Raw genomic sequence first — 23,422 nt, 5'->3', positions numbered from 1 at the left:
TTTATTTAAGAAATCAGCTGTATTTATTAAAATAATCTGCTGCTATTTTTACGCACTGACACAAAAAAATATCCAGAAAGTGCAAACAGAAAAAGCTTTCAAATCGCCAAAGTGCTAACATTTTGCAAGTTTTAAAATCTTAATGCTGGTGAGCAAAAATGTTAATACAACGTGGTGGGTTAAAAGTTGTGGCTGGGCTTGGAATTTCAGGCGTTTCAGCCGTAAATTTTCTTCATGAAAATGGCTACCGTGTTGCAGTCACAGATTCTCGTGAAGTTCCACCAGGACATGAGCAAATTCCAGCAGCAGTTCAAACCAGCTTTGGTCAACTCGATCAAGATTTACTTTTACAAGCTGAAGAGATTGTCATTAGTCCGGGGTTAGATCCTCAGTTGCCAGCAATTCAAGCTGCGATTGCAAAAGGCATTCCCGTCATCAGTGAAATTCAAATTCTCCGCCGTGCTACAGATAAACCGATTGTGGCGATTACTGGCTCAAATGCAAAAAGTACCGTGACCACTTTGATTGGTTTAATGGCACAAGATGCAGGGGTTAAGGTTGCAGTAGGGGGTAACTTGGGGCGTCCTGCTTTGGATTTAACCCATGATGATCCAGATGTTTATATCCTTGAGCTTTCCAGCTTTCAATTGGAAGCAACCTCGAGTTTAAATGCCGAAGTAGCTGTGGTCTTGAACATGAGTGAAGACCACTTGGACCGTCATGGGGATATGGCAGGTTACCATGCGGCAAAACATCGTATTTTCCAAGGTGTGAAAAAAGTCGTATATAACCGTGACGATTCATTAACTCGCCCATTGGTACCAGATGTCACACCGATGCAAAGCTTTGGGCTCAATGCACCTGATTTAAAACAATACGGTATCCTAAGAGAAGATAACGGTACGATTTGGTTAGCGCGAGGTCGTGAACGTCTACTCAAAAGTTCAGAGATGTATATTCAAGGGACACATAATGTTGCCAATGCTTTGGCATGTTTAGCTTTGGGTGAAGCGATTGGTTTACCAATGGATAAAATGCTTGAAACCTTAAAAACCTTTAAAGGTTTAGAGCACCGTTGCGAATTCGTTAAAGAAGTGAATGGCGTTCGTTATTATAATGATTCTAAAGGTACCAATATCGGTGCAACTTTAGCGGCATTGGATGGCTTAGGTGCTGCAATTGAAGCCCAAGGTGGTCAGGTTGCTATTATTTTGGGTGGTCAGGGCAAAGGGCAGGACTTTACTGCACTACGTGAGTCTCTGCAAAAATATGCCAAAGTTGCGGTACTGATGGGTGAAGATCGCTCAATCATTGAAAATGCCATTGCAGGGACAACAACGCTGCTACATGCAGCATCTTTGCAACAAGCTGTAGAACTTTGTCAACAACATACGCATGCGCAAGATGTAGTGCTATTATCACCTGCATGTGCAAGCTTTGATATGTTTACAGGCTATCCTGAGCGTGGTCATCGCTTTGTTGAATATGTAAATGCTCTAAACTAAAAAGAATCATAAGGAAATAAAGTATGGCTGGGTTAGCTCAGACGACTATAAGTAAGATTCACCAAGTGTATGATCGCTGGATGCCAAAATTGCCGGCAGAGATTACACCGCGTAATGTACTGATATTTTGCGTCATTTCATTGTTGTGTATTGGTACGGTGATGGTGGCTTCGGCTTCAATGCCTTATGCCGAACGGATGCATGAAAACGAATTTCACTATGTGATTCGTCATGCAATTTCGATCGTGGTGGCTTTTGTTGCGGCGGCAATTACCTATCGAGTTTCACTCAACCTTTGGTTTAAAAATACCTTTCCATTGTGGTTGATCACCATTGCTTTATTACTCGCCGTCTTGGTGGTGGGTACAGAAGTCAATGGTTCAACACGCTGGATTCGTGTAGGTGGATTTACCTTGCAGGCAACCGAAGTCGCCAAGGTGATGATGGCCATATTTACCGCAGACTATGTGGTTCGTCGTGCTGAAGAGGTCCGTAATAATATTAAGGGCTTGGTACGTCTAGGTGTGGTGATGTTGCTGACGGTCGGACTAATTATTGCAGAGCCTGACTTAGGGGCAACAGTGGTGATTGCTGTTTCGATGCTGGGTGTGTTCTTCTTGGCTGGTGCACCCATGATCCAGTTCGGCTTTGCATTTGGTGCGATTCTGGTGGCATTTGTATCCTTAATCGTGTTTGAACCATATCGTTATGAACGCTTAATGTCATTCTCAAACCCTTGGGCTGATCCTTTGGGCTCTGGTTATCAATTGTCGAATGCCTTGATGGCCTTTGGTCGTGGTGAATGGTTTGGGGTAGGCTTAGGACATAGTATTCAAAAAATGTCTTATTTGCCTGAAGCACATACTGACTTTATGTTGGCAATTTTAGGTGAAGAATTCGGTTTCTTTGGTATTTCGACCGTTTTGCTGCTCTCATTTGTGATGTTGATTTGCTGTATTCGTATCGGTCAGCGTGCGCTCAATCATCAATATTTGCGCGCAGGTTACTTGGCTTACGGGATCAGTATTATTTTCTTATTACAGATCTTGGTGAATGCTGGTATGAATATGGGCATGTTGCCGACCAAAGGGCTAACGCTTCCATTTATTAGTTATGGTGGTTCATCTTTAATTATGTGTGCGGTGATGATCAGTTTAATTCTCAAAATTGATGCAACCACCAAGGATGCCAATCCAGCGCGAGAAGAGTCTAGTTTTTAATTTTTTATTGAACTTAAATAGACAAGCCATTTGATCACAAATGGCTTTTTTTATGGGTGATTTAGTTTGGATTTTGCGTATTGCAATATTTTAATGCCGATTGGGTGGTTTTAAATTTTACCCAATCCCAAGTTTGATAACCGGACTCACTCAGTCGTAATACATCTATCGCTGTTGGGGAATAATAAAACGAAGTTTCCAATACATCATTGGCATAAATCTTGATCTGATGTTTTCCAGAGGTATTTGCAAGTTTAAGTTTGATTGGGGTTTTGTGATCGACCTTGATGATTGCAGAGCGATCGACTTGAACTGAATAAGTTGGTAATGGTTTACCCCATTGTTCACGTGGTGCGCCACTCATTTCATCAACAACAGCAGTTTTAGAAATCGGGGAAATACATAAAATTGCCATTTGTGCATAGACCTGTGTAAGGCCTGTGATCATGAGAAAACTCAGCGTTATTAGATTTTTTAAAAGGTTCATCTCAATCCTGAATGATGTTGGTATTCTTATGTTGGTATTGTTGCTTAATCTGGGATTACTGATAAATGGATTGTAGCGTTGTCCCTTGAGGAATGCGAGAAATATCCCATTGAGCGACAGCTTGAGCCAACATGAGATCTGGCTGATCTAGGTCTACTGGAGCTTGTCCAAGTGCTATAATTGCTTGTAACAGCAATTCAGGTGCATGTTTGAGATCAAGCGCTTGCGCAAGGTTTTGTTTTGAGAGTTTCTGCCCCAAATGATTCATGGCGAGGGGTAAGTGCATATATTCAAGAGCGGGATAACCCAAAAGCTGTCCTAGCCAAATTTGACGTTCAGTATTATCCAATAAATCCGCACCACGCACGACATGGCTGATTTCTTGTAAATAATCATCGACAACGACTGCCAGTTGATAATTGATAATGCCATCACGACGCTTTAGTACAAAGTCACCCAAATCGCGTTGTAAGTTCGCGCAATGTTGTCCTTGTAAGCGGTCATTGAAACAAATGTTTTGATCAGAAACTTTTACACGAATGGCTTGGTCTTGAAAGTCGAGCTGTTTGTCTCGGCAGGTGCCAGCATAGATATGATTTGAGCCTAATATTTTACGGGTACATTCACAGGCATAAACGAAATGTTTTTGTTTGAGTTGTTCGATTACAGATTGATAAATGTCTAAGCGATGTTGTTGATAAATGATTTCAGCATCGGATTGGAAGCCAAAAGCATCTAGGCACTTTAAAATATGCTGTTCACTATCTGGGTAAATACGTGGAATATCCGTATCTTCGATGCGGACGATCCATTGCCCATGATGCGCTTTAGCGTCGCAATAACTCGCGACAGCGGTCACTAAGGAACCAAAATGTAATGGCCCTGTGGGGGACGGTGCAAACCGACCTTTGTAGGCAGTACTCTTCCTCCCTCCCTTTGGAAAAGAGAGGGTTGGGGAGGAATTTGACACAGTATTAACCGTTATTTTGCTTCTCTTTGATCTCTGCAAGGGTTTTACAGTCGATACATAAAGTTGCAGTTGGTCGTGCTTCTAAACGGCGTAAACCAATTTCGATACCGCAAGTTTCACAGAAACCATAGTCATCATTTTTAATCGCTTCAATAGATTGCTCTATTTTACGAATAAGTTTACGTTCACGGTCACGAGTACGTAATTCAATGGCAAACTCTTCTTCTTGCGTCGCACGGTCATTTACATCAGGTAAAGAAGAAGATTCATCTTGCATTGTATTTAGGGTGCGATCCACTTCCGACATCAATTCTGCTTTCCATGCCAGCAAAATTTTACGAAAATGTTCGAGTTGCCCCTCAGACATGTATTCTTCATTTTTCTTTGGCTGATAAGGCTCGATACCGAATAGACTTGCTGTAGTACCGTTTTCATTGGTCTTCGGCTTGGTTTTACGCACTCGCTTTACAGACTTGTCATCTGCAATTGCTGTTTGTTCTTCCAAGACTTGATTTTGGTTGTCATTCGCCATAAAGGGCATTCCTCATCATATACGTATTATCTATACGCAAAAAATATGGTGATATGCAAGTATTTTTATCACTACCAACAGAATGAATCTATCGGGGGCGTCATCATATAGATTTTTTTACCAAGATGAAAGTCACCTAACCCTGAATTCGACTTTCTGCATATCTCGTTGGACGAATAACTTAATAGAAAAAAACCAAAATGAAAAGCTAGTAACCTGAAATTTCTTCATTAATTGTAACTTTGAAGTGATCCAAGCGGTGTACAGCGGTCTCAAATTCACCATTGGCTTTTAAATGTAAGCAACGGTAACCAGGCGCAATTGGATCAAATGAAAACTCTTGGCTGAGGGGTTTAAATTGTACACACGTCGCAGGAGTAGAAATAAACTGTATTCCATTCCATACATTATAGGATTCTTGATGAACATGACCATGTAACACGGCTTTGATGTTATCAAAGGGTTCGAGTACGGCTTTTAATTCATCGGCATTTTTGAGCTTATGTTGATCGAGCCATTTGGAATGCATATCAAAAGGATTGTGATGACAGGCGATAAGGATAAATTTGTCACGCAATTGTTCCAATAGCCGTTTTAGATGGACCAATTGTTCCGTTTGAATGTTTCCATCAGTACGTCCACCCACAGCACTATTCAGCAAAATGATACGCCATTGATCTAACTCAATCACTGCTGGAATAGGTTCTGGCGAATGGAACGGGAACAAGTTGATATTGTCGTGATTTCCCGGAATTTGATAAAAATCGACACCAAAACGCTGCATATATTCTAAATAGCGCGCATAAGTTTCTGGAAATGCAGCTTGAGCCAAATCACCAGTATGTAAAATCAGATCGATATTTTTATAGCGTTGCTGAATATCATCCATGACGGCATGAAAGCTTTCTTCAGGATTAATCCCGACAAACTCTGCATCAGGTTTATCCATCAGGTGTGTATCTGTGATTTGGATAATCACTCTATCTTTATCTGTTTGCGGCAATATCTCTGATTGCATGCCTTTCCCCTAGACATCTTCAAATGCATGCAAGTGCTGTTGTAGCCATTGCAAAGCCATAATCACAGGTGCATTTTTTAAACGATTACTTTTTAATAATAGACTCAAATCTGAATAATCAATGATATGAAGTTGGATATTTTCACCTTCATCTGGCATACCAAACACACCACCTTCAGCAGGTAATGCGGCTTGCGCAACATAGAGATGAAAGATTTCATCACATGCCCCAGCAGATGGATAGAAGCTAAACAGGTGTTTGATTTGGTTTAATTCACATCCAGATTCTTCGATGCTTTCCCGTCGAATGCAACTTTCTGGAGATTCATCTCCATCAAGTACGCCTGCAATGATTTCGAGTTGCCAAGGTGAAATTTCATCATCAATTGCCCCCACACGAAACTGTTCAATCAATGCAAATTTTTGTTGTTGATCATTATAAATCAGTACACCAGCAGCTTCTTTACGGCGAATTAATTCACGTTGAATGGCTGAGGTATATTCAGTTTGATTAAATAATCGGTGTCGCAAGCTCACTTTTTCGACTTGAACAAAACCTTTAAAGGCATATTCACGAGATTGTATTTCTACATCATTATGGGTGTAGGTTGCTTGCTGAATGATGTTCATGTGCACAGTTAGGATGAAACATATTCACTTCATCCTAACTGAGAAATAGTGAAAGACAAAAGTTTTTTTTAATCTTTACACTTTATGGTACAACTTTTGCCCTTGTTCCTGATAAACGGATTTCATGGTTTTGAGACCATCTTCTATAAGCGTTTCGCTATTTACAGGGTGGGCTGCATTTTGTTGATTTTGTGCATAATCTCGCACGTTTTGGGTGATTTTCATCGAACAGAACTTAGGTCCGCACATTGAACAGAAGTGTGCTGACTTATGTGCTTCTTTAGGCATGGTTTCATCATGCATTGATCTTGCAGTATCAGGATCTAAGCTGAGATTGAATTGATCTTCCCAACGGAACTCAAAGCGTGCTTTAGATAAAGCATTGTCACGAACTTGTGCGCCCGGATGACCTTTGGCTAAATCCGCCGCATGGGCTGCGATTTTATAGGTGATAATCCCGTCTTTAACATCTTTCTTATTGGGCAGACCCAAATGCTCTTTAGGGGTCACATAACACAACATTGCAGTGCCGTACCAACCAATCATCGCTGCACCAATCGCAGAGGTAATATGGTCATAGCCCGGAGCAATATCGGTGGTGAGGGGCCCAAGAGTATAGAAAGGTGCTTCCTGACAAACTTCAAGTTGCAAGTCCATATTTTCTTTGACCATATGCATTGGAACATGGCCTGGTCCTTCGATCATGACCTGAACATCATGTTTCCATGCCCGATGGGTCAGTTCACCTAAAGTGCGTAATTCTGAAAATTGTGCTTCATCATTGGCATCCTGAATACAGCCCGGACGTAAACCATCGCCTAAGCTGAAAGACACATCATAGGCTTTCATGATTTCGCAGATTTCATCAAAATGCGTATAGAGGAAGTTTTCTTCATGATGCGCCAAACACCATTGCGCCATGATCGAACCACCGCGTGATACGATCCCCGTTAAACGATTGGCTGTCATCGGCACATAACGTAATAAGACCCCGGCATGGATGGTGAAATAATCAACACCTTGTTCAGCTTGTTCAATCAGAGTGTCTTTAAAGATTTCCCATGTCAGGTCTTCAGCAACACCATCGACTTTCTCAAGTGCTTGATAAATTGGTACCGTACCAATTGGAACTGGTGAGTTGCGGATAATCCATTCACGGGTTTCATGGATATTTTTACCCGTCGATAAGTCCATGATGGTGTCAGCACCCCAACGGGTTGCCCAGGTCATTTTCGACACTTCTTCATCAATCGATGAACCCAAAGCTGAGTTGCCAATATTGGCATTGATTTTTACCAAGAAATTACGCCCAATGATCATGGGTTCGCATTCAGGATGGTTAATATTGGCGGGAATAATGGCACGACCTTCAGCGACTTCTTTACGCACAAATTCAGGGGTAATCTCCATGAGGTTGTGTGCACCAAAATTTTGTCCTGCATGCTGGCGCATATCAACACCTTCATGCTGGCGCTGATTTTCACGAATCGCAATGTATTCCATTTCAGGCGTGATGATGCCTTGTTTGGCATAATGCATTTGTGTGACATTGTTGCCTGTTTTTGCACGACGTGGTTTTTGAATATGGGCAAAACGGATTTCAGCAGTACGAATATCTTTCAGACGTTCTTGGCCAAATTTAGAGGTTAAGCTGGCTAAATGCTCAGTATCGGCACGTTCTTCAATCCAAGTTTCACGGACATTGGGTAAGCCTTTATTCAAATCAATGTGTACGTTGGGATCGGTATAAACACCTGAAGTATCGTAGACCATAATCGGTGGGTTTTTTTCACCCCCAAGGCCTGTCGGTGTATCCGTGAGTTCAATTTCACGCATCGGTACTTGAATATCTGGGCGTGAACCTTGAATATAAACTTTTTTAGATGCGGGTAAAATTCGAGTCAGATCTTTGGCTTCTTGCTCGTGTTGAGCCAATTGATCAGCAGGGGATAGATTCGTTAATTGGTTCATTACAATGATCCTTATGAATGACATCAACGAATCAAGCACGACCAAAAACGGTGGCAAATTTAGTCTATTTTATCTGCTAAATTCATCATCAGAATAAAGCGCTATTGCGACAAAAATAGATAAACTATGGGCTGTCAGTTTTTAGATGCTTGATTCCTACGCAGGTCTTAACCTGATCAGGTTCAACGGTACTTTAGTTTAAGTTTTGGCAAGGAGATGCAAAACTGACTAAATCTCAGCGAGGAATTACTCGCGCTCCGTCAAGCGATGTTTAAATCTTAGCATGTTCTCATTAAAAATATGCTGGCATACAGATATCAATTTCAATTATTTTTTTGAGCCAGAATTTCCTCGACAGATTTTCTAATTTTTTGTTCAAATGCTTCACGTTGTGCCCGGATCTCTTGCTGCTCAGGTGAGTTATCTTCAGGATACTGTCTAGATGGTTTTGGCATTTGTTGCCAAAGCGTTTCACTTGTATTGATTAAATTCACAAATTTCTGTGCAATTTGGCTACTTGCAGTTTTACTTTTTGCAATTTTTTCAATCGCTTTGATTGCTTGTTCATCTGCAATTTTATCGTCATCGAACCAGAGCGTGCGGGTGTTGTCCTCGCCTTGAAAAAGTGCACTACGGTATTGTTCAATGTTCTCTACGACTTGAGGTTTAAAATGGTTGTTGGGGTAGTCTTTATTGAATTTTTCCCAATATAACAGTCGATTGGCCACTTCATCAAAACTAATTGCTAGCCCTGCATCCATAATATAGTTGGCACCTGTATACTCTTTACGGATCTGTTTAAAGTAAACCTGATCTGATTTTTCTAAATAGGGGGCAAAAATATCCAGATCATATTGTGGATGCTGTACAAAGGTGTATTCACCTTCACCGATATAAAATTTTACTAAATATAAGTCCTTTGCATGATCAACTAAATATTTCTCACGCGGTTTTAACTTTTTATACAGTTCTTGTTTTTGTTGAGCTGTCATAGACTGACCGTCTGCAAGTGTATCGGTCATATATTGAAAGACTTCAGGTGAGGCATCCGCGATGAGTTTTTGATAAATGTTTTCAATTTTTGCTTGCCATTGATAACGTGTTTTTAACGGTGCAGATGCGAGGCATTTTTTTAGTAATTGATTGAGGTCATTTAAATCTTCAACGATGACCGTTTTTTCTAATTTTTTGATGCTTGTATCTATCTCGTTACAGTCTTGTGGAAGTGCTGGTATTTCAGCTGTACTGGTCTGAGTCGCTTTAGAAGCTGCTTTAGTTGTCTCAATTGTTTGATTGTTCTCGTGCTTTTGGCAAGCGCTGAATAGGGTACACAGGCAGAGTGTTGTGAGTGATAGATGTTGTTTTAAAGCTTTCATAGTATGACTGTTGTTGTGTATTTTTGAATGTCACAAGGATAATAAAAATTGAGCTAAAATAACATCTAACTGTTAGAACAAATCGCATCACTAAAGCAATCTTTTTTAACATGCTTAAAGTCGATCGGGCTTAAATTTAGATATTGATTGAGCTGGGACAGCGCCAATAATTGAGGGATATTTTCCAGTTTAGTGCGTTCTTTTTCACTAATTTGAATTTTTTGCTGTCTTTGCTCTTTGCTCATCGCTAAAAAATGAACAAACTTCTTGGCCTGAGCTGAAAGCTCACCATCATTGGATTTTGCTAAGCGTTCAATCACCAACCAGCTGGCTGCATCAATATCAGTTTGATTTTCAAATGTAATCGAAATAGGCGCTTCTTCAGTGCCTAAAAACAATAGACTGCTATATGCATTTTTTAAGAACTGTGCATCATGTAAAAAAGGGCTAGTGGGATAAGTTTGTAGATATTCTTGCCAAAACTTAGCTCTTTTTGCAATTTCTTCAGCATCAATATCGGGTTTATGGTTTTTAAAAAGCGGTTGGGTATTTTGTTCTGCAAGATTTTCGATAAAAACTTGTTCAGGTGCAGTCAGATATGGGGCGAAAACTTTGGCTAAATATTGCGGGCTTCTCCGATAGACAATTTTATCATCTGTTTGTTCGCTCAGCTCAATATAAGCTTGGCCTTTGTGACGTAATAAATATTGGTCACGTAGATTAAGTTGTTCAAATTTACTCTGTTGAATAGTGGGGTATACAGCTTGATCTAAAGCATAGTTTTCAAATGCTTGCTGTTGTTCTGACGTGCGCTCAATCTGTAAAAATTGTTGATACATACGTTTCGACTGATGCATCAATTCCATTTGTTCCGCGGGTTTCATCAAAGGTAAACACATACGAATATCTTGATTGACTTGTTCTATCGCAAGCGTGGTTCTTTTTGCATTGATTGCCAGCATCTCATTTTTGAGATTTTGGCAAATTTGGGTTAAATCAGGAATTGGATTTTCTTTTTGCGGCGCTTCTTTGGATTCTTTGACAATGTCGGTTGTGGGTTTTTGACACGCGATAACCACCATGCAACTCAAGATAACGAGTATGCCTGAAATGAGAAAATGAAGGATATTGCGAGGAAATTTCATTCGACCAGCATTTAAAAGAAGCTCAGTTTTGTTCGATGCCATTGTCGCTGAATCGAGGCTAAATAAATGAAATATTTTGTAGTTTTGTGATAATGAAACGTTACTTTTTGCAAGAAACTGAGTCATGTGTCTGATTTAAGATCTGCAAAAATTAACCTGAGTACAGCATCGTGAATTTGCGATAAATGGATGCTCACAGCAAAGTTACATATGTAAATTCAGCAAATTGTAGTAGTATCTTTACTCTAAATTGCTTTGATCAGAAGTGAAATGAGCGATATTGAGAAATTAATTTGAAAGAAAAATACTTGTCATAAAACATTCATAATGAATATGCTTTAATATTAACCCATAAAAATAGTTTTTGTTGCGTGTGGAGCATCTGACCTTGAGCCCAAGTAATCCTGTATTAAACCATCATATATCTTCTCAATTTAATGAGGACTTACAGGATGTGAATACCAAATTTATGACCATGGGCGGTTTGGTAGAACAACAAGTCGCAAATGCAGTGCATGCGTTATTGGACACCAATGCCAATATGGCCATTGATGTTCAATTCCAAGACAATACAGTTAATCGTTATGAACGAGAAATTGATGAAGCACTGACTTTGATTTTGGCGCGTCGTCATCCAGCTGCAATTGACTTACGTATGGTGATTGCCATGAGTAAAGCCAATACCGATTTAGAGCGTATTGGTGATGAAGCTGCAAAAATTGCCCGTATTGCGCAGACTTTATGTGAAGAGGGCGAATCGCCGCGTGGCTATATGGAAACACGGCATATTGGCAATCAAGTGCGTGTCATGATTCATGATGCTTTAGATGCTTTTGCGCGTGTGGATGCAGAACAAGCATTAAAAGTTTTGTTGGCCGATGCCGATATTGACCGTGAATATCAATCCGCGACGCGTACACTGATGACCTATATGATCGAAGATCCACGTCATATTAGTCGTGTCATCAATGTGATGTGGGTATTGCGTTCACTCGAGCGAATTGGTGACCATGCCCGTAATATCTCAGAACAAGTGATTTATATGGCAAAAGGTTTTGATGCGCGACATACCAGTGTTGAAGAGATTGAACAAAAAGTTCAAGGTAAATAATTGAATTTATAAATAAAAAGACCTGAATGATTCAGGTCTTTTTATTTGGAAAACTTAAGATCACAAAAAGAAAATTACACTTGAGCAAGTGCTTGTTCTAAGTCTGCAATCAAGTCATCAATATGTTCAATCCCCACAGATAAACGCACCATATCAATACTCACGCCTGCTGCTTTTAACTCTGTTTCATTCAGTTGACGATGCGTGGTAGTTGCTGGATGACAGGCTAAACTTTTTGCATCGCCAATATTCACTAGGCGAGTAAACAGCTGTAATGCATCGATAAAACGGGTGCCACCTTCACGACCATCTTCAACACCAAAAGACAGAATTGCAGACGGTTTACCTTTGACGTACTTTTGTGCCAAAGCATGTTGTGGGTGATCTTTTAAACCAGCATAGTTGACCCATTTTACTTTTGGATGTGCCTGTAAATATTCAGCAACTTTTTGTGCATTTTCAGTATGGCGTTCCATACGCAAATTCAGTGTTTCTAGGCCTTGTAAAATTAAGAATACACTAAGCGGGCTGATTGCTGCGCCTGTATTTCTTAATGGAACAACACGTGCACGGGCGATATATGCCGCAGCACCCAAAGCTTCTACATAGTTCACCCCATGATAACTTGGATCGGGGGTATTTAAGACTTTGAAGCGCTCGGGATATTTGCCCCAAGGGAATTTGCCACTATCGACAATCGCACCACCAATCGAATTACCATGACCGCCAATATACTTGGTCAATGAATGCACCACGATATCTGCACCATGTTCAAAAGGTTTCAGTAGGGCAGGTGTTGCAACAGTATTATCCACAATCACGGGTACACCATATTCATGTGCGATTTTAGCAATGGCATCTAGGTCAATAATATTACCCAGCGGATTGCCAATCGACTCAACGAAAACCAATTTGGTTTTTTCATCAATTAAGCCGCGCAATGCTTCAGGATCTTGGTAATCAAAGAAACGCACTTCAATGCCTTGTTTTGGCAAAGTGTGGGCAAATAAATTATATGTTCCACCATAGAGTGTTGAAACCGATGCAATATTGTCACCCGCTTCTGCAATGGTCTGGATAGAATAGGTGATCGCAGACATACCCGAAGCCAATGCTAAAGCACCAATACCACCTTCAAGCGCACTCAGACGTTGCTCAAGCACAGCGGTCGTTGGGTTCATGATTCGTGTATAAATATTACCCTGAACTTTCAGGTCAAATAGATCCGCACCATGTTGGGTATTATCAAAAGCATAAGAGGTGGTCTGATAAATTGGAACGGCTACCGCTTTAGTGGTTGCTTCTGGTTCATAGCCTGCATGTATGGCAAGAGTTTCGTCTTTATATGTCATGTTCTTCCGTCAACTTTTTATTAAATTTCAATAGAGTGTAACAAATAAATATATGAAGTAAACAAGGGTTTATATATTTTAAAATCATAAAAACAGATAAAGCCAACAATGCAGCCCGAGATAAATTGAGTTTCGACGAGGAAAAATAGACCGAATATCGCTGAGTTTGTGAGCTGTCATTGTGGTGTCATTTGCTGAAATTAGCATAAGTAATTCCATAAATTCAGTTATTAAAAATACAATGAAAAAAGCAGCAATAAATAAACTGACCCGCCATAAAAGCACTTTAACTTTAGTCCTCTGTAGTTTACTGGGTTTGACCGCATGTTCTGATGATGATCAAGATTCAACAACACAGAAGACCTTAACCCAAAATATAACATTAGCGTTTGGTGATGAAGCCTGTGTAATGGGGGGAACACGTATTCAGAGCGGTTTAGATCGCAATGGAAATGGCAAACTTGAAACCAGTGAAATCACTAAAACAGAAAACAGTTGTAAGCCCAATTTGTTTGCGCAAGGTGTAGCATTACCGTTTAATGTATTGGGACGTTACTCTGCGAATGGTACGACCATTGATAGCTCGTTTGATATTCGTCAGGGTGGTTTTGGTTCTGATGTTGCTGCGCATCCAAGCAATAAAAAACAATTCTATGCATTGACCGATCGGGGGCCAAATGCAGACTTTACTGATAAATTATATGGTGCTGGTAAGGTTTTCGCCATTCCAGACTATGTGCCGAAAATTGGTTTATTTGAAGTCCAAGACAATGGCACTGTGAAATTAATTAAAACCATCAATTTAAAAGATCGCGATGGAAAAGACATCACTGGATTACCCAACACTTCTGCTTTAGGCGGCACAGGGGAAACACCGTATGATGTCAATGGGAAAGTGATTACTGTAGATCCAACCAAGCCTTACGATGTGGTGAATAATCCAATTCGATTGGATGATTATGGCTTGGATAGTGAAGGGCTCACTGCACTTAACGATGGTACGTTCTGGGTCAGCGATGAATATGGACCGCATATTGTGCATTATGATGCCAATGGTAAAGAAATAGGGCGTATCAATCCATTTAAGGCTGATAAACGCAACAATTGGACTTTGCCGAATGAGTTTAGCTATCGCCGTGCCAATCGAGGGATGGAGGGCTTAACCATTAGCCCAGACCAAAAAACTTTGGTTGGGATTATGCAATCGACCATGAGTTTACCGAATAAAAATGTCAATAAATCAACGTTGACGCGTATTGTGACGATTAATCTTGAAACAGGCAAAGTCGCACAATATTTATATCAGCAAGAGATAGCTGAAAATTCAAACTCTGCCATTATTGCCCTCAGTGCAACACAATTTCTGGTTTTAGAACGAGATGGATTGTTTTATAAAGATACGCCCAATGTGATGAAAAATGTCTATCGTATTGATTTAAGCAAAGCCACCAATTTAGAAGATATTCAAACACAAAATGATGTCAAACAAGATGAAAAGCTTGGTTTAACCATTGCGGGCAAGACCTTAGAAGAATACCAATTGGATAAAGGCTGGGACGGTTTAAAAGCATTTAATATTGTTCCAGCACCTAAAACATTGGTACTGGATATGGGGAAAGCGGTTAAATATCCACATGATAAAATGGAAGGTCTGTGGTTGATCAATAGTACGACACTTGGGATTTTAAATGATGACGATATGGGGCTTTGGAATAATGCCAAAGGCATGGAGCCAAAGTATCTGGATGCGGCACGTACACGTATTGATATCAATACCTTATACATCATGGATAAATTGAATTTAAAAGGTCAATAATTGCATAACAACAGCCGCCCAAGGGGCGGCTTTTTCTATCAGCATCATTTAAAAATAATAGGTTCCTCAATGAAAAAAATAGCCATTCTCACCGTTCTAACAAGTTTAATCACTACAACTGCTTGGGCTGTACCGCAAGTGACATCGCGTGAATATAAATTGTTGTTACAGCCAGACAAATTTAGCTATGCCAATGAGTCCGCTAACGTAAATAGCTATATGCAACAAGCCAAAACGGTTATTGCACAACAAATTAACCGTACAGTTTCAGGAACGATGTTCTTAGACAAGCAACGCCAAATACGTTTTTATGATTCACCCAGCAGTTGCCTACTCAATAATATGGGCTATAGCTTTCGAGAACGGATTGAAAACGGAGCATCTGAAGTAACGCTTAAATTTAGAAGCTATGATCATTATCTGTCTGATTTTGCCGATTTGAGTAGCTCAACTGCGGGAGCCAAAACCAAGCTTGAAGATGATATCACGGAAACAGCAACACAAGGATTTTTGGTGGGTTCTAGTAAATCCACCACAGTGGCAAATACACGGACAATCAATAAGTTTTTAGACATCCATACGCATTTTCCAAAATTTAAAGAAACTTTTGCTATCAGTGATAATCAGCTGTTGTCATCTGTAGGTGGACTCACTATTTATGAACGAAGTTATCGTGGGGTCAGCATTGATTTAGGCGAGTTTGATGCAGAGGTAGATATGAGTTTATGGTATACCCAAGCACCTTATGCAGGATTAAAACCAGCTGTAGTTGAAGTCTCATTTAAGTACCAAGACCCAAATGCAAATTACACCAATAAGGTTGTACAACGTGCTGCCATTAGTTTTTCTGCTTTGAAATCATTGTCAAACTACAATGCACCAAGTTCAACTCAAACCAAGACGCAATTTGTATATCAGTATCAGCCGAATTTTTGTTCGTGATCATGTGTGAGGTCGCGATTTGATTACGTGTATTGGTGTGGAAAAATGTTTTCTTGATGCTTTTAAAATATCTCAATCAATTGGACAAATCTGAACAAAAATAGATAAATTCAGCGTATAATTGACGGTATTTATTTATTCGCATTTTGCGAATTTCTATTCATTATAGAGGAGTCCTACGTGGCCCAATATATTTACACGATGAACCGTGTGTCGAAGATGGTTCCGCCTAAGCGCGAAATCCTAAAAGACATCTCTTTATCATTTTTCCCAGGTGCAAAAATTGGTGTACTTGGTTTAAACGGTGCAGGTAAATCTACCCTACTCCGTATTATGGCTGGCGTAGATAAAGATTTCTCAGGTGAAGCTCGTGCGCAACCAGGTATTAAAATCGGTTATCTAGAGCAAGAACCACCATTAGATCCAAATAAAGATGTACGTGGAAACGTTGAAGATGGTTTACGTGAACCATTAGATGCATTGGCACGTTTAGATGAAGTTTTTGCTGAATATGCAGCTGAAGATGCTGACTTTGATGCACTTGCAAAAGAGCAAGAGAAATTAGAAGCAATTATTCATGCTTGGGATGCACACAACCTTAGCAACCAAATGGATCAAGCTGCAGCAGCATTGAATCTTCCAGCATGGGATTCTGACGTAAGCTTACTTTCAGGTGGTGAACGTCGTCGTGTAGCATTGTGTCGTTTGTTATTGTCTAAACCAGACATGTTATTGCTTGACGAACCAACCAACCATTTGGATGCAGAATCTGTATCTTGGTTAGAACGTTTCTTAAAAGACTTTGCTGGTACAATCGTTGCGATTACCCATGACCGTTATTTCTTGGATAACGTTGCAGAGTGGATTCTTGAGCTTGACCGTGGACATGGTATTCCTTATCAAGGTAACTATTCTTCTTGGTTGGAACAAAAGAATGCACGTTTAGAGCAGGAAAATAAACAAGAAGAATCTTTTGCTAAAGCATTGAAAAAAGAATTGGAATGGGTTCGTTCAAATGCTAAAGGTCAGCAAAAGAAAAACAAAGCACGTATGGAGCGCTTTGAAGAGCTTAACTCACGTGAGTTCCAACAACGTAATGAAACCTCTGAAATCTATATTCCACCTGGTCCACGCCTAGGGAATAAGGTTGTAGAAGTTGAAGGCATCAGCAAATCGTTTGATGGCCGTCTACTTTATGAAAACTTATCGTTCACAGTGCCACCAACTGCGATTGTTGGTATCGTTGGTCCAAACGGTGCGGGTAAAACCACTTTATTCCGTATGATGACAGGCGAACAGCAACCAGATACTGGTACAGTTGTATTGGGTGAGTCTGTAAAAGTTGCTTATGTTGGTCAGATTCGTGACACTTTAGATAACAATAAAACAGTTTGGGAAGAAGTTTCTGGCGGTTTAGATATCTTAAGAATTGGCGAATACGAGATCGCATCTCGTGCCTATATCGGTCGCTTTAACTTTAAAGGTCAAGATCAGCAAAAACGTGTTGGTGAATTGTCAGGGGGTGAACGTAACCGTTTACAACTTGCGAAGATCCTTCAGATGGGCGCCAACGTAATCTTACTGGATGAGCCATCAAACGACTTGGATATTGAAACTTTACGTGCGCTAGAGGATGCAATTCTTGTATTCCCTGGTACTGTCATGGTGGTATCGCATGACCGTTGGTTCCTTGACCGTATTGCTACACATATCTTGTCATTTGAAAATGAACAGCCAGAATTCTACGAAGGCAACTATGCTGAATATGAAGCATATCGTTTAGCGCGTTTGGGTGATGCTGCTGTGCAAAAACGTACCAAATACAAAAAAATTGGTGGTTAATCACTAATTTGGTAGATCAAAAAACCAGCTTTCGAGCTGGTTTTTTTATTGTAAATAAAGCCGATAAAGTTGGTGTTGTGCTTCGAGATGACCTTGATTGGCGGCAAGCAACAACCATTTGTATGCATTCTTTTTATCTGGTGATAGGCCGAGTTGGCCTTGTAGGTAAATCATGCCCAATTTATATTGGGCCGTGCTATATCCTTTAAGTGCTGAATGTAAAAAATACCAAATCGCGTTGCGTTGATATTTTTGGATTTTTTCATTTAATCGCTGATCTAAATCAAGAGGGTCACGCTGGTTAAGCGCCAGATGTTCATAACTGGTTGCACGGTGGTAAGTATGCATTGATTCAGACATTTTAAATGCATGATAGGAACTGGAATAATGGTATTTATAGCGGATGATTTGCTTGAGTTTCCGTATTATTTTTATTAAATCCATAATGACTCGCACTTATTTTTATGAAATTTTCACTATAAGATTAAAGGAAATAACCAGAATAAGTAATCCCATTAACCATGATTTTTTTTCATATAAAAGTATTGCTAAAGTGGTTCGAGATAAATCATTTGATCTCTTTCATAAATCAAAAAGTGATTATGTTGAGTGAGTCATATGGGTATTAAACTGCTTATATTAGTCGAAAAATGAGCATTGTATACTTTTAAATATTGATGAAACATAGACGGTCTTTCTATCGTGAGGCGACATGGATGTCGCCATGTTGGGTGGGGGTATAGGACGTACCCCTCACCCAACGGAAGATTTTTGTCATCTTTTCATCTCTGAAAAGTGAGGATCGCCTACGCAAAGCAATTTAAACTTTAAATATAAAGCGGGGCATTGCAAACTTGATTTTCATAGAGTTAATTTCTATGCAATGGTAAAAGTTTTATGGTTGATAAAGCTTAACTATATTTAAAAATCATATGGATTGTTTATCAGTTTTATCTTGGTGTTTTAATTCTCGGTATTTTAATTTTTGCTATTTGAATCAGGCTAAATCAATTGCATATATAAAAGAATGCCAAAATAACATTCTTCTATATATGTGCGCTCACAATCAATTAGAGGCGCATTTCAATCCCTTGTTCAGCAAGGTATTGTTTTGCTTCAGGAATAGAGTATTGACCAAAATGGAATATAGAGGCTGCCAATACAGCATCGGCACCACCTTTTAAAATACCATCTGCTAAATGTTGTAAATTACCCACACCACCTGACGCAATGGTTGGAATGGTGACACGATCATTGATTTGACGCATTAAGCCAATGTCATAGCCCGCTTTAGTCCCATCTGCATCCATAGAGGTAACCAATAATTCACCTGCACCGAATTCTGCCATTTTGACCGCCCATTCAATCGCATCTATGCCTGTTGGTTTACGACCACCATGGGTGAAAATTTCCCATTTATTTTCACCGGTTCTTTTCGCATCGATTGCTACAACAATACATTGTGCACCAAAGCGCTGAGACGCTTCTTGAACGAACTCAGGATTAAATACCGCAGCAGAGTTGATGCTGACTTTATCTGCGCCTGCATTTAATAACAAACGAATATCTTCAACTTTACGAACACCGCCACCGACTGTAAGTGGAACAAACACACTTTCAGCCATACGTTCAACCGTACGGTAAGTGGTATCTCGGCCATTTGATGTTGCGGTAATGTCTAAAAAGGTGATTTCATCTGCACCTTGCTCATTATAACGACGGGCAACTTCTACAGGATCTCCTGCATCACGGATATCCAGAAACTGGACACCTTTCACCACACGACCATTATCTACGTCCAGGCAAGGAATAATACGTTTAGCGAGCATAATTTTTTCCAAAAATAACAGGCGATTATGAAAGTTCGTGACTTAGGTGCTACACCTCGATAGTCGAAGCGGTTATTCTATCAAACTTATGTAAGTTTTTTCGCAGGTTTTCTATGTCGGTTTATACCACTTTGAGTTTAAAAGAAGTTCAACACTTTGCAGCACCTTATGGATTAGAGGTGGTTGAACTTAAACCAATTCAAGGCGGTGTGCAAAATACCAACTATTTTATCATTTGTGCTGATGGAACACAGTTTGTATTAACATTATTTGAAAATATGGATGCACAAGCAGCAGGGGAGTTAATTCCTGTCTTAGAACACTTGGGGCAACAAGGTTTGGCAGTTCCTGTTCCGTTAAAACATAGCGGTCAGTCGATTCATAGCTTAAAAGATAAACCTGCACAAATTGCGCCACGGATGTCAGGTAAACATCCGATGCCTTCTACAATCGCTCAAGTTGAGCAAATTGCTGTAGCACAGGCCAAAATGCATGTGGCGTTACAAGACTTCCCATTACAGCGTCAAGTGGCGCGTGATCATGCCTATTGGTATAACGTTGCTCAACAAATTAAACCGACTTTGGATGTGGCGGATAGCGCTTTGCTGAATAACCTTTTAGGTTTATATGAAGCACTGACCATGATGTATCCAAATCGACCTAAAGGTTTTATTCATTCAGATTTGTTCCGTGACAATACTTTGTTTGAAGGCGATGAGTTAAAAGGCATTCTTGATTTTTATGAAATGAATCAAGATGAATTACTTTTTGATATTGCGATTACCTTAAATGACTTTTGTACAGAATATCCAAGTGTTCGCTTGAATGAAGCCAAAGCAACGGCTTTCTTAAATGCATATACCTCGATTCGTCCCCTGACTGAAGATGAAAGAGCTTGTTTAGAGTTATATTTGGCTATGGCCGCAGGTCGCTTTTGGATGATGCGTTTACAAATCGCTCAGATGAATGCCGCTGAAGCACGCACTGGTGACGATATTTTGCAGAAAAATCCGCAAGAAATGCGTAATATGTTGATTGAAAGATTAAAGTTCGTGACTGCTTAATAGCTTTTTGTGGGAAATAAAATGCGTGATCAAGGTCGTTTAGTTGAATGGTTCGATGATAAAGGCTATGGCTTTATTCAACCAAATGATGGTGTAAAAGATCGCGTATTTTTACACATCAAAGATTTTGCACAAAAAGGGCCACGCCCAATCGTGGGCTGTGCCCTTGAATATGTGGTGCAATTAGACGGCCAAGGGCGTTATAAAGCAAAACAAGTCACATATTTAAAAGCCACACAAATGGCGAAAGTCACAAGCCAGCAAGCGGCTAAAGCCAAGCAGTTACATGCAGCAAAGCAGGCTAAATTACAGCCGATGCAAATTTTGTGCGCTGTTTATATTATTGCTTTGGCAATTTTGACCATAAGCGGTTTGCTCAATGGCATGTTTATTCTTTTTGTCAGTATTATCAATGTGATGACCTATTGGTTTTATGCACAAGATAAAGAAGCTGCGCAGAGCAATCAGCGTCGTGTTCCTGAAAATACCCTGCATATTTTAGCTTTTTTAGGTGGTTGGCCTGCAGCTTGGTTAGCACAGCAACGCTTACGACATAAAACACAAAAACAACCCTTTAAAAAGATTTATTTGTGTACCATATTCTTTAATATTTTATTGATTTTATGGTTAATTTCGCCTTTGAATATGTTTAAGATTTAAACGGGCGTTAGCAAATTTAAAAGGGCTTACAATGAATAATTATGTTGATCCAAATAATAGTAAATCTCTGACTTTAATTTTATATATCCTTTATATTGTTGCAATTTTTTCTGCGGGAATTCTTGCAATCATTGCATTGATTATCAATTATGTAAAATTGAATTCGGTCCGTGGTACGATTTTCGAAAGTCATTTTAGATGGCAAATTCGCACTTTTTGGTGGTATTTAGTCTGGACGGTAATTGCATTTATTCCGTTTATTTTTCTATTTTTCACCATGGATAATGTCAATGCCTTTGCGGGTGTTGCCGTGGGTGCTACGATTTTTTGTGCTGCCACCTTATTTATTTCTTGGATATGGATTGTCTATCGCGCCATTCGAGGCATTATTGCGCTGAATGATGATCAAGCCTTACCGATATAACTGAATAAATCACCCTTGATGGATCTTGTTCCCGAGCAATACAGCTTGATCAAAGCGTAATTTTAGTGAAAACAGCGTTCTAATTAAGAACGCTGTTTTTCTATCTCAGTTGAATTTTCTTTAAGCTGTCGTGTGTATAAAAATTTGGGTCTCCATTCACTGATGATCACCCCCAATACCACAAGTAAACCACCAAAAAGAGCCAGCAAAGGTAAGCGTTCACCTGCAATTCTTCCAAATAAAGCTGCCCAAACTGGTTCGCCAGCATAAATCACGGCAGCTTGAGAAGGATCGACAGAGCGTTGTGCCCAATTCATCGTCAATTGTAATAAAGCACTGGTTAAGCCCAGTCCAACAGCAAGCATCACCAATTGCCACGAAAAGGCTGGAATATCCAGCTCACCCACAAAAGGCATACTGGCAAATGAAATCAATGAAGCAAAAGCAAGCTGAATCACCGTTACACGCTGAATATTGACCTTCCCTGCAAAATGCCCGATGAGAATAATCTCCATAGCAATTGCAAATGAGCCAACTAATGTAATGATTTGCCCCGTATTTAAATCAATGTGATGAAAACCATTTCCTGTCAAAAAAATTAAACCGATAAACGCCAGTAAAACACCGAGCCAAGTCATGATATGTGGTCTTTTGCGAAAAATCACCCAGATAAGAATCGGTACAAGGGGCACATATAATGCTGTTAAAAATGCAGACTCACTACTGCTGATGGTTTGCATACCGACAGTTTGCGAGCCATAACCTGTGGCAATCATGCCACCAATCAGCGCACCAGCGATGAGTTCTTTTAAATTGATACCTTTTAGATATTTATAAGACAGTAATCCAACAGCAATGGTCGCTGCAGCAAAACGACAACCGACAAAAAACATAGGGGAACTATAGTTTAGGGCATAGTGTACAATGACAAATGTACCACCCCAAATCATGGTCATCAGGATCAGTGCAATTTGAGGCGTTCTGGACTTTAAAAATAAAGCGAGGGGAGAGGAAGACATAAAATAAAGTAATGTAGAAGAGCAGGGCTATTTTACGCGAAAGCACAGTATTGTGCAGATGTTAAGCTGAGTAATCGGGTATTTAAATCACTCAATTGTCATGCAGTCGTGCTAGCATATTGAATTAAAATTTTGATAAAGAGAAATAAATCATGGTGATCGAACAGGCTTTATTTCATATTGTTGATGGTCAACAAATGGCTTTTGAAAAGAAATTTTATGAATTATCAGACACCTTCCGGAATGCCCAAGGTTGTGAAAAATTTAAATTAATCCGTGGTATAGAAGACAATCAAAAATACATACTACAAATTCACTGGATTGATCTTAAAACCCATACAGATGTTTTTATGAAAACAGATGAGTTTAAACAGTGGTTTACGGCAATGAAGCCCTTTTTAGCAAGTAAAATTGAAATGCAACATTTTGAAAATACATTGGTTTAAATCTGGATGTAGTGATTTAAATACCTTCTTTAACACATAAAAAAGAGAACAGCTCGGTTCTCT

The 23,422-nt window shown here is 39.7% G+C and carries 22 protein-coding genes and 1 riboswitch; of the genes, 10 read left to right on the top strand and 12 right to left on the bottom strand.

Annotated features, from left to right (window positions below):
• The first annotated feature begins 158 nt into the window (after positions 1 to 158).
• Positions 159 to 1,505, top strand: coding sequence for a UDP-N-acetylmuramoyl-L-alanine--D-glutamate ligase (gene murD / locus ASC84_RS19005; protein ID WP_034612643.1), 1,347 nt, complete (start codon positions 159 to 161; stop codon positions 1,503 to 1,505).
• A 23-nt stretch (positions 1,506 to 1,528) separates the two neighbouring features.
• A complete protein-coding gene (gene ftsW, locus ASC84_RS19000) occupies positions 1,529 to 2,725 on the top strand; it encodes a putative lipid II flippase FtsW (protein WP_004725295.1) in 1,197 nt (398 codons plus the stop codon).
• 61 nt (positions 2,726 to 2,786) lie between these two features.
• Here the strand turns inward: ftsW and ASC84_RS18995 are convergent, their stop codons facing one another.
• The 8 genes from ASC84_RS18995 to ASC84_RS18960 form a co-directional block, all read right to left on the bottom strand.
• Complete coding sequence (locus tag ASC84_RS18995; protein ID WP_227515177.1) at positions 2,787 to 3,173, bottom strand: hypothetical protein; 387 nt, start codon at positions 3,171 to 3,173, stop codon at positions 2,787 to 2,789.
• A 94-nt stretch (positions 3,174 to 3,267) separates the two neighbouring features.
• Complete coding sequence (gene gluQRS, locus ASC84_RS18990) at positions 3,268 to 4,182, bottom strand: tRNA glutamyl-Q(34) synthetase GluQRS (protein WP_056517573.1); 915 nt, start codon at positions 4,180 to 4,182, stop codon at positions 3,268 to 3,270.
• Positions 4,183 to 4,186: 4 nt separating this feature from the next.
• Complete coding sequence (dksA, locus tag ASC84_RS18985; protein ID WP_004725300.1) at positions 4,187 to 4,714, bottom strand: RNA polymerase-binding protein DksA; 528 nt, start codon at positions 4,712 to 4,714, stop codon at positions 4,187 to 4,189.
• A gap of 208 nt (positions 4,715 to 4,922) precedes the next feature.
• A complete protein-coding gene (gene cpdA, locus ASC84_RS18980) occupies positions 4,923 to 5,732 on the bottom strand; it encodes a 3',5'-cyclic-AMP phosphodiesterase (protein WP_056517571.1) in 810 nt (269 codons plus the stop codon).
• A gap of 9 nt (positions 5,733 to 5,741) precedes the next feature.
• Entirely contained in the window at positions 5,742 to 6,362 is a 621-nt protein-coding gene (locus ASC84_RS18975) for an NUDIX domain-containing protein (RefSeq protein ID WP_004816566.1), read from the bottom strand.
• A gap of 75 nt (positions 6,363 to 6,437) precedes the next feature.
• On the bottom strand, positions 6,438 to 8,333 hold the full coding sequence (gene thiC / locus ASC84_RS18970) for a phosphomethylpyrimidine synthase ThiC (RefSeq protein WP_034612636.1): 1,896 nt from the start codon (positions 8,331 to 8,333) through the stop codon (positions 6,438 to 6,440).
• 136 nt (positions 8,334 to 8,469) lie between these two features.
• Positions 8,470 to 8,603, bottom strand: a riboswitch (TPP riboswitch).
• A 53-nt stretch (positions 8,604 to 8,656) separates the two neighbouring features.
• On the bottom strand, positions 8,657 to 9,709 hold the full coding sequence (locus ASC84_RS18965) for a hypothetical protein (protein ID WP_056517568.1): 1,053 nt from the start codon (positions 9,707 to 9,709) through the stop codon (positions 8,657 to 8,659).
• Between the two features lie 65 nt (positions 9,710 to 9,774).
• Entirely contained in the window at positions 9,775 to 10,980 is a 1,206-nt protein-coding gene (locus ASC84_RS18960) for a hypothetical protein (RefSeq protein ID WP_056517565.1), read from the bottom strand.
• A gap of 262 nt (positions 10,981 to 11,242) precedes the next feature.
• Here ASC84_RS18960 and phoU point away from each other — a divergent pair, with 262 nt between their 5' ends.
• The gene (gene phoU / locus ASC84_RS18955; RefSeq protein ID WP_004725313.1) at positions 11,243 to 11,965 is read left to right on the top strand and encodes a phosphate signaling complex protein PhoU; all 723 of its coding nucleotides are present in this window, start codon (positions 11,243 to 11,245) and stop codon (positions 11,963 to 11,965) included.
• 74 nt (positions 11,966 to 12,039) lie between these two features.
• On the opposite strand, the gene ASC84_RS18950 is transcribed toward phoU, so the two are convergent.
• Positions 12,040 to 13,317 (bottom strand): O-acetylhomoserine aminocarboxypropyltransferase/cysteine synthase family protein, encoded by a 1,278-nt coding sequence (locus ASC84_RS18950; RefSeq protein ID WP_004725315.1) that lies wholly within the window; start codon positions 13,315 to 13,317, stop codon positions 12,040 to 12,042.
• A gap of 241 nt (positions 13,318 to 13,558) precedes the next feature.
• On the opposite strand from ASC84_RS18950, the gene ASC84_RS18945 reads away from it, so the two are divergent.
• The 3 genes from ASC84_RS18945 (at position 13,559) to ettA (ending at position 17,917) form a co-directional block, all read left to right on the top strand.
• A complete protein-coding gene (locus tag ASC84_RS18945) occupies positions 13,559 to 15,133 on the top strand; it encodes an esterase-like activity of phytase family protein (RefSeq protein ID WP_056517564.1) in 1,575 nt (524 codons plus the stop codon).
• A gap of 69 nt (positions 15,134 to 15,202) precedes the next feature.
• Positions 15,203 to 16,075, top strand: a complete 873-nt coding sequence (locus tag ASC84_RS18940) for a hypothetical protein (protein ID WP_056517558.1) — start codon at positions 15,203 to 15,205, stop codon at positions 16,073 to 16,075.
• 180 nt (positions 16,076 to 16,255) lie between these two features.
• Positions 16,256 to 17,917: an energy-dependent translational throttle protein EttA gene (gene ettA / locus ASC84_RS18935; protein WP_004816581.1), complete on the top strand. Its 1,662-nt coding sequence runs from the start codon at positions 16,256 to 16,258 to the stop codon at positions 17,915 to 17,917.
• A 45-nt stretch (positions 17,918 to 17,962) separates the two neighbouring features.
• Here ettA and ASC84_RS18930 read toward each other — a convergent pair whose 3' ends face one another.
• Positions 17,963 to 18,277, bottom strand: coding sequence for a tetratricopeptide repeat protein (locus tag ASC84_RS18930; RefSeq protein ID WP_224964392.1), 315 nt, complete (start codon positions 18,275 to 18,277; stop codon positions 17,963 to 17,965).
• Positions 18,278 to 18,987: 710 nt separating this feature from the next.
• On the bottom strand, positions 18,988 to 19,749 hold the full coding sequence (gene hisF / locus ASC84_RS18925) for an imidazole glycerol phosphate synthase subunit HisF (RefSeq protein WP_303576666.1): 762 nt from the start codon (positions 19,747 to 19,749) through the stop codon (positions 18,988 to 18,990).
• A 110-nt stretch (positions 19,750 to 19,859) separates the two neighbouring features.
• Here hisF and ASC84_RS18920 point away from each other — a divergent pair, with 110 nt between their 5' ends.
• Genes ASC84_RS18920 through ASC84_RS18910 form a run of 3 tightly spaced genes read left to right on the top strand, consistent with a single transcriptional unit; the run spans position 19,860 to position 21,894 of the window.
• Entirely contained in the window at positions 19,860 to 20,810 is a 951-nt protein-coding gene (locus ASC84_RS18920; protein WP_004725326.1) for a homoserine kinase, read from the top strand.
• Between the two features lie 21 nt (positions 20,811 to 20,831).
• Positions 20,832 to 21,470: a DUF1294 domain-containing protein gene (locus tag ASC84_RS18915; protein ID WP_004816587.1), complete on the top strand. Its 639-nt coding sequence runs from the start codon at positions 20,832 to 20,834 to the stop codon at positions 21,468 to 21,470.
• Between the two features lie 31 nt (positions 21,471 to 21,501).
• Positions 21,502 to 21,894, top strand: a complete 393-nt coding sequence (locus tag ASC84_RS18910; RefSeq protein WP_004725331.1) for a hypothetical protein — start codon at positions 21,502 to 21,504, stop codon at positions 21,892 to 21,894.
• An 83-nt stretch (positions 21,895 to 21,977) separates the two neighbouring features.
• Here ASC84_RS18910 and ASC84_RS18905 read toward each other — a convergent pair whose 3' ends face one another.
• Positions 21,978 to 22,913, bottom strand: a complete 936-nt coding sequence (locus ASC84_RS18905) for a DMT family transporter (RefSeq protein WP_004725334.1) — start codon at positions 22,911 to 22,913, stop codon at positions 21,978 to 21,980.
• A 152-nt stretch (positions 22,914 to 23,065) separates the two neighbouring features.
• On the opposite strand from ASC84_RS18905, the gene ASC84_RS18900 reads away from it, so the two are divergent.
• Positions 23,066 to 23,359, top strand: a complete 294-nt coding sequence (locus tag ASC84_RS18900) for an antibiotic biosynthesis monooxygenase (protein WP_004725336.1) — start codon at positions 23,066 to 23,068, stop codon at positions 23,357 to 23,359.
• The last annotated feature ends 63 nt before the right edge of the window (positions 23,360 to 23,422 follow it).

This window comes from Acinetobacter sp. Root1280 (genome assembly GCF_001425285.1).
Taxonomy (GTDB): domain Bacteria; phylum Pseudomonadota; class Gammaproteobacteria; order Pseudomonadales; family Moraxellaceae; genus Acinetobacter; species Acinetobacter guillouiae.
This window is presented reverse-complemented; position numbering and strand designations above follow the sequence as displayed.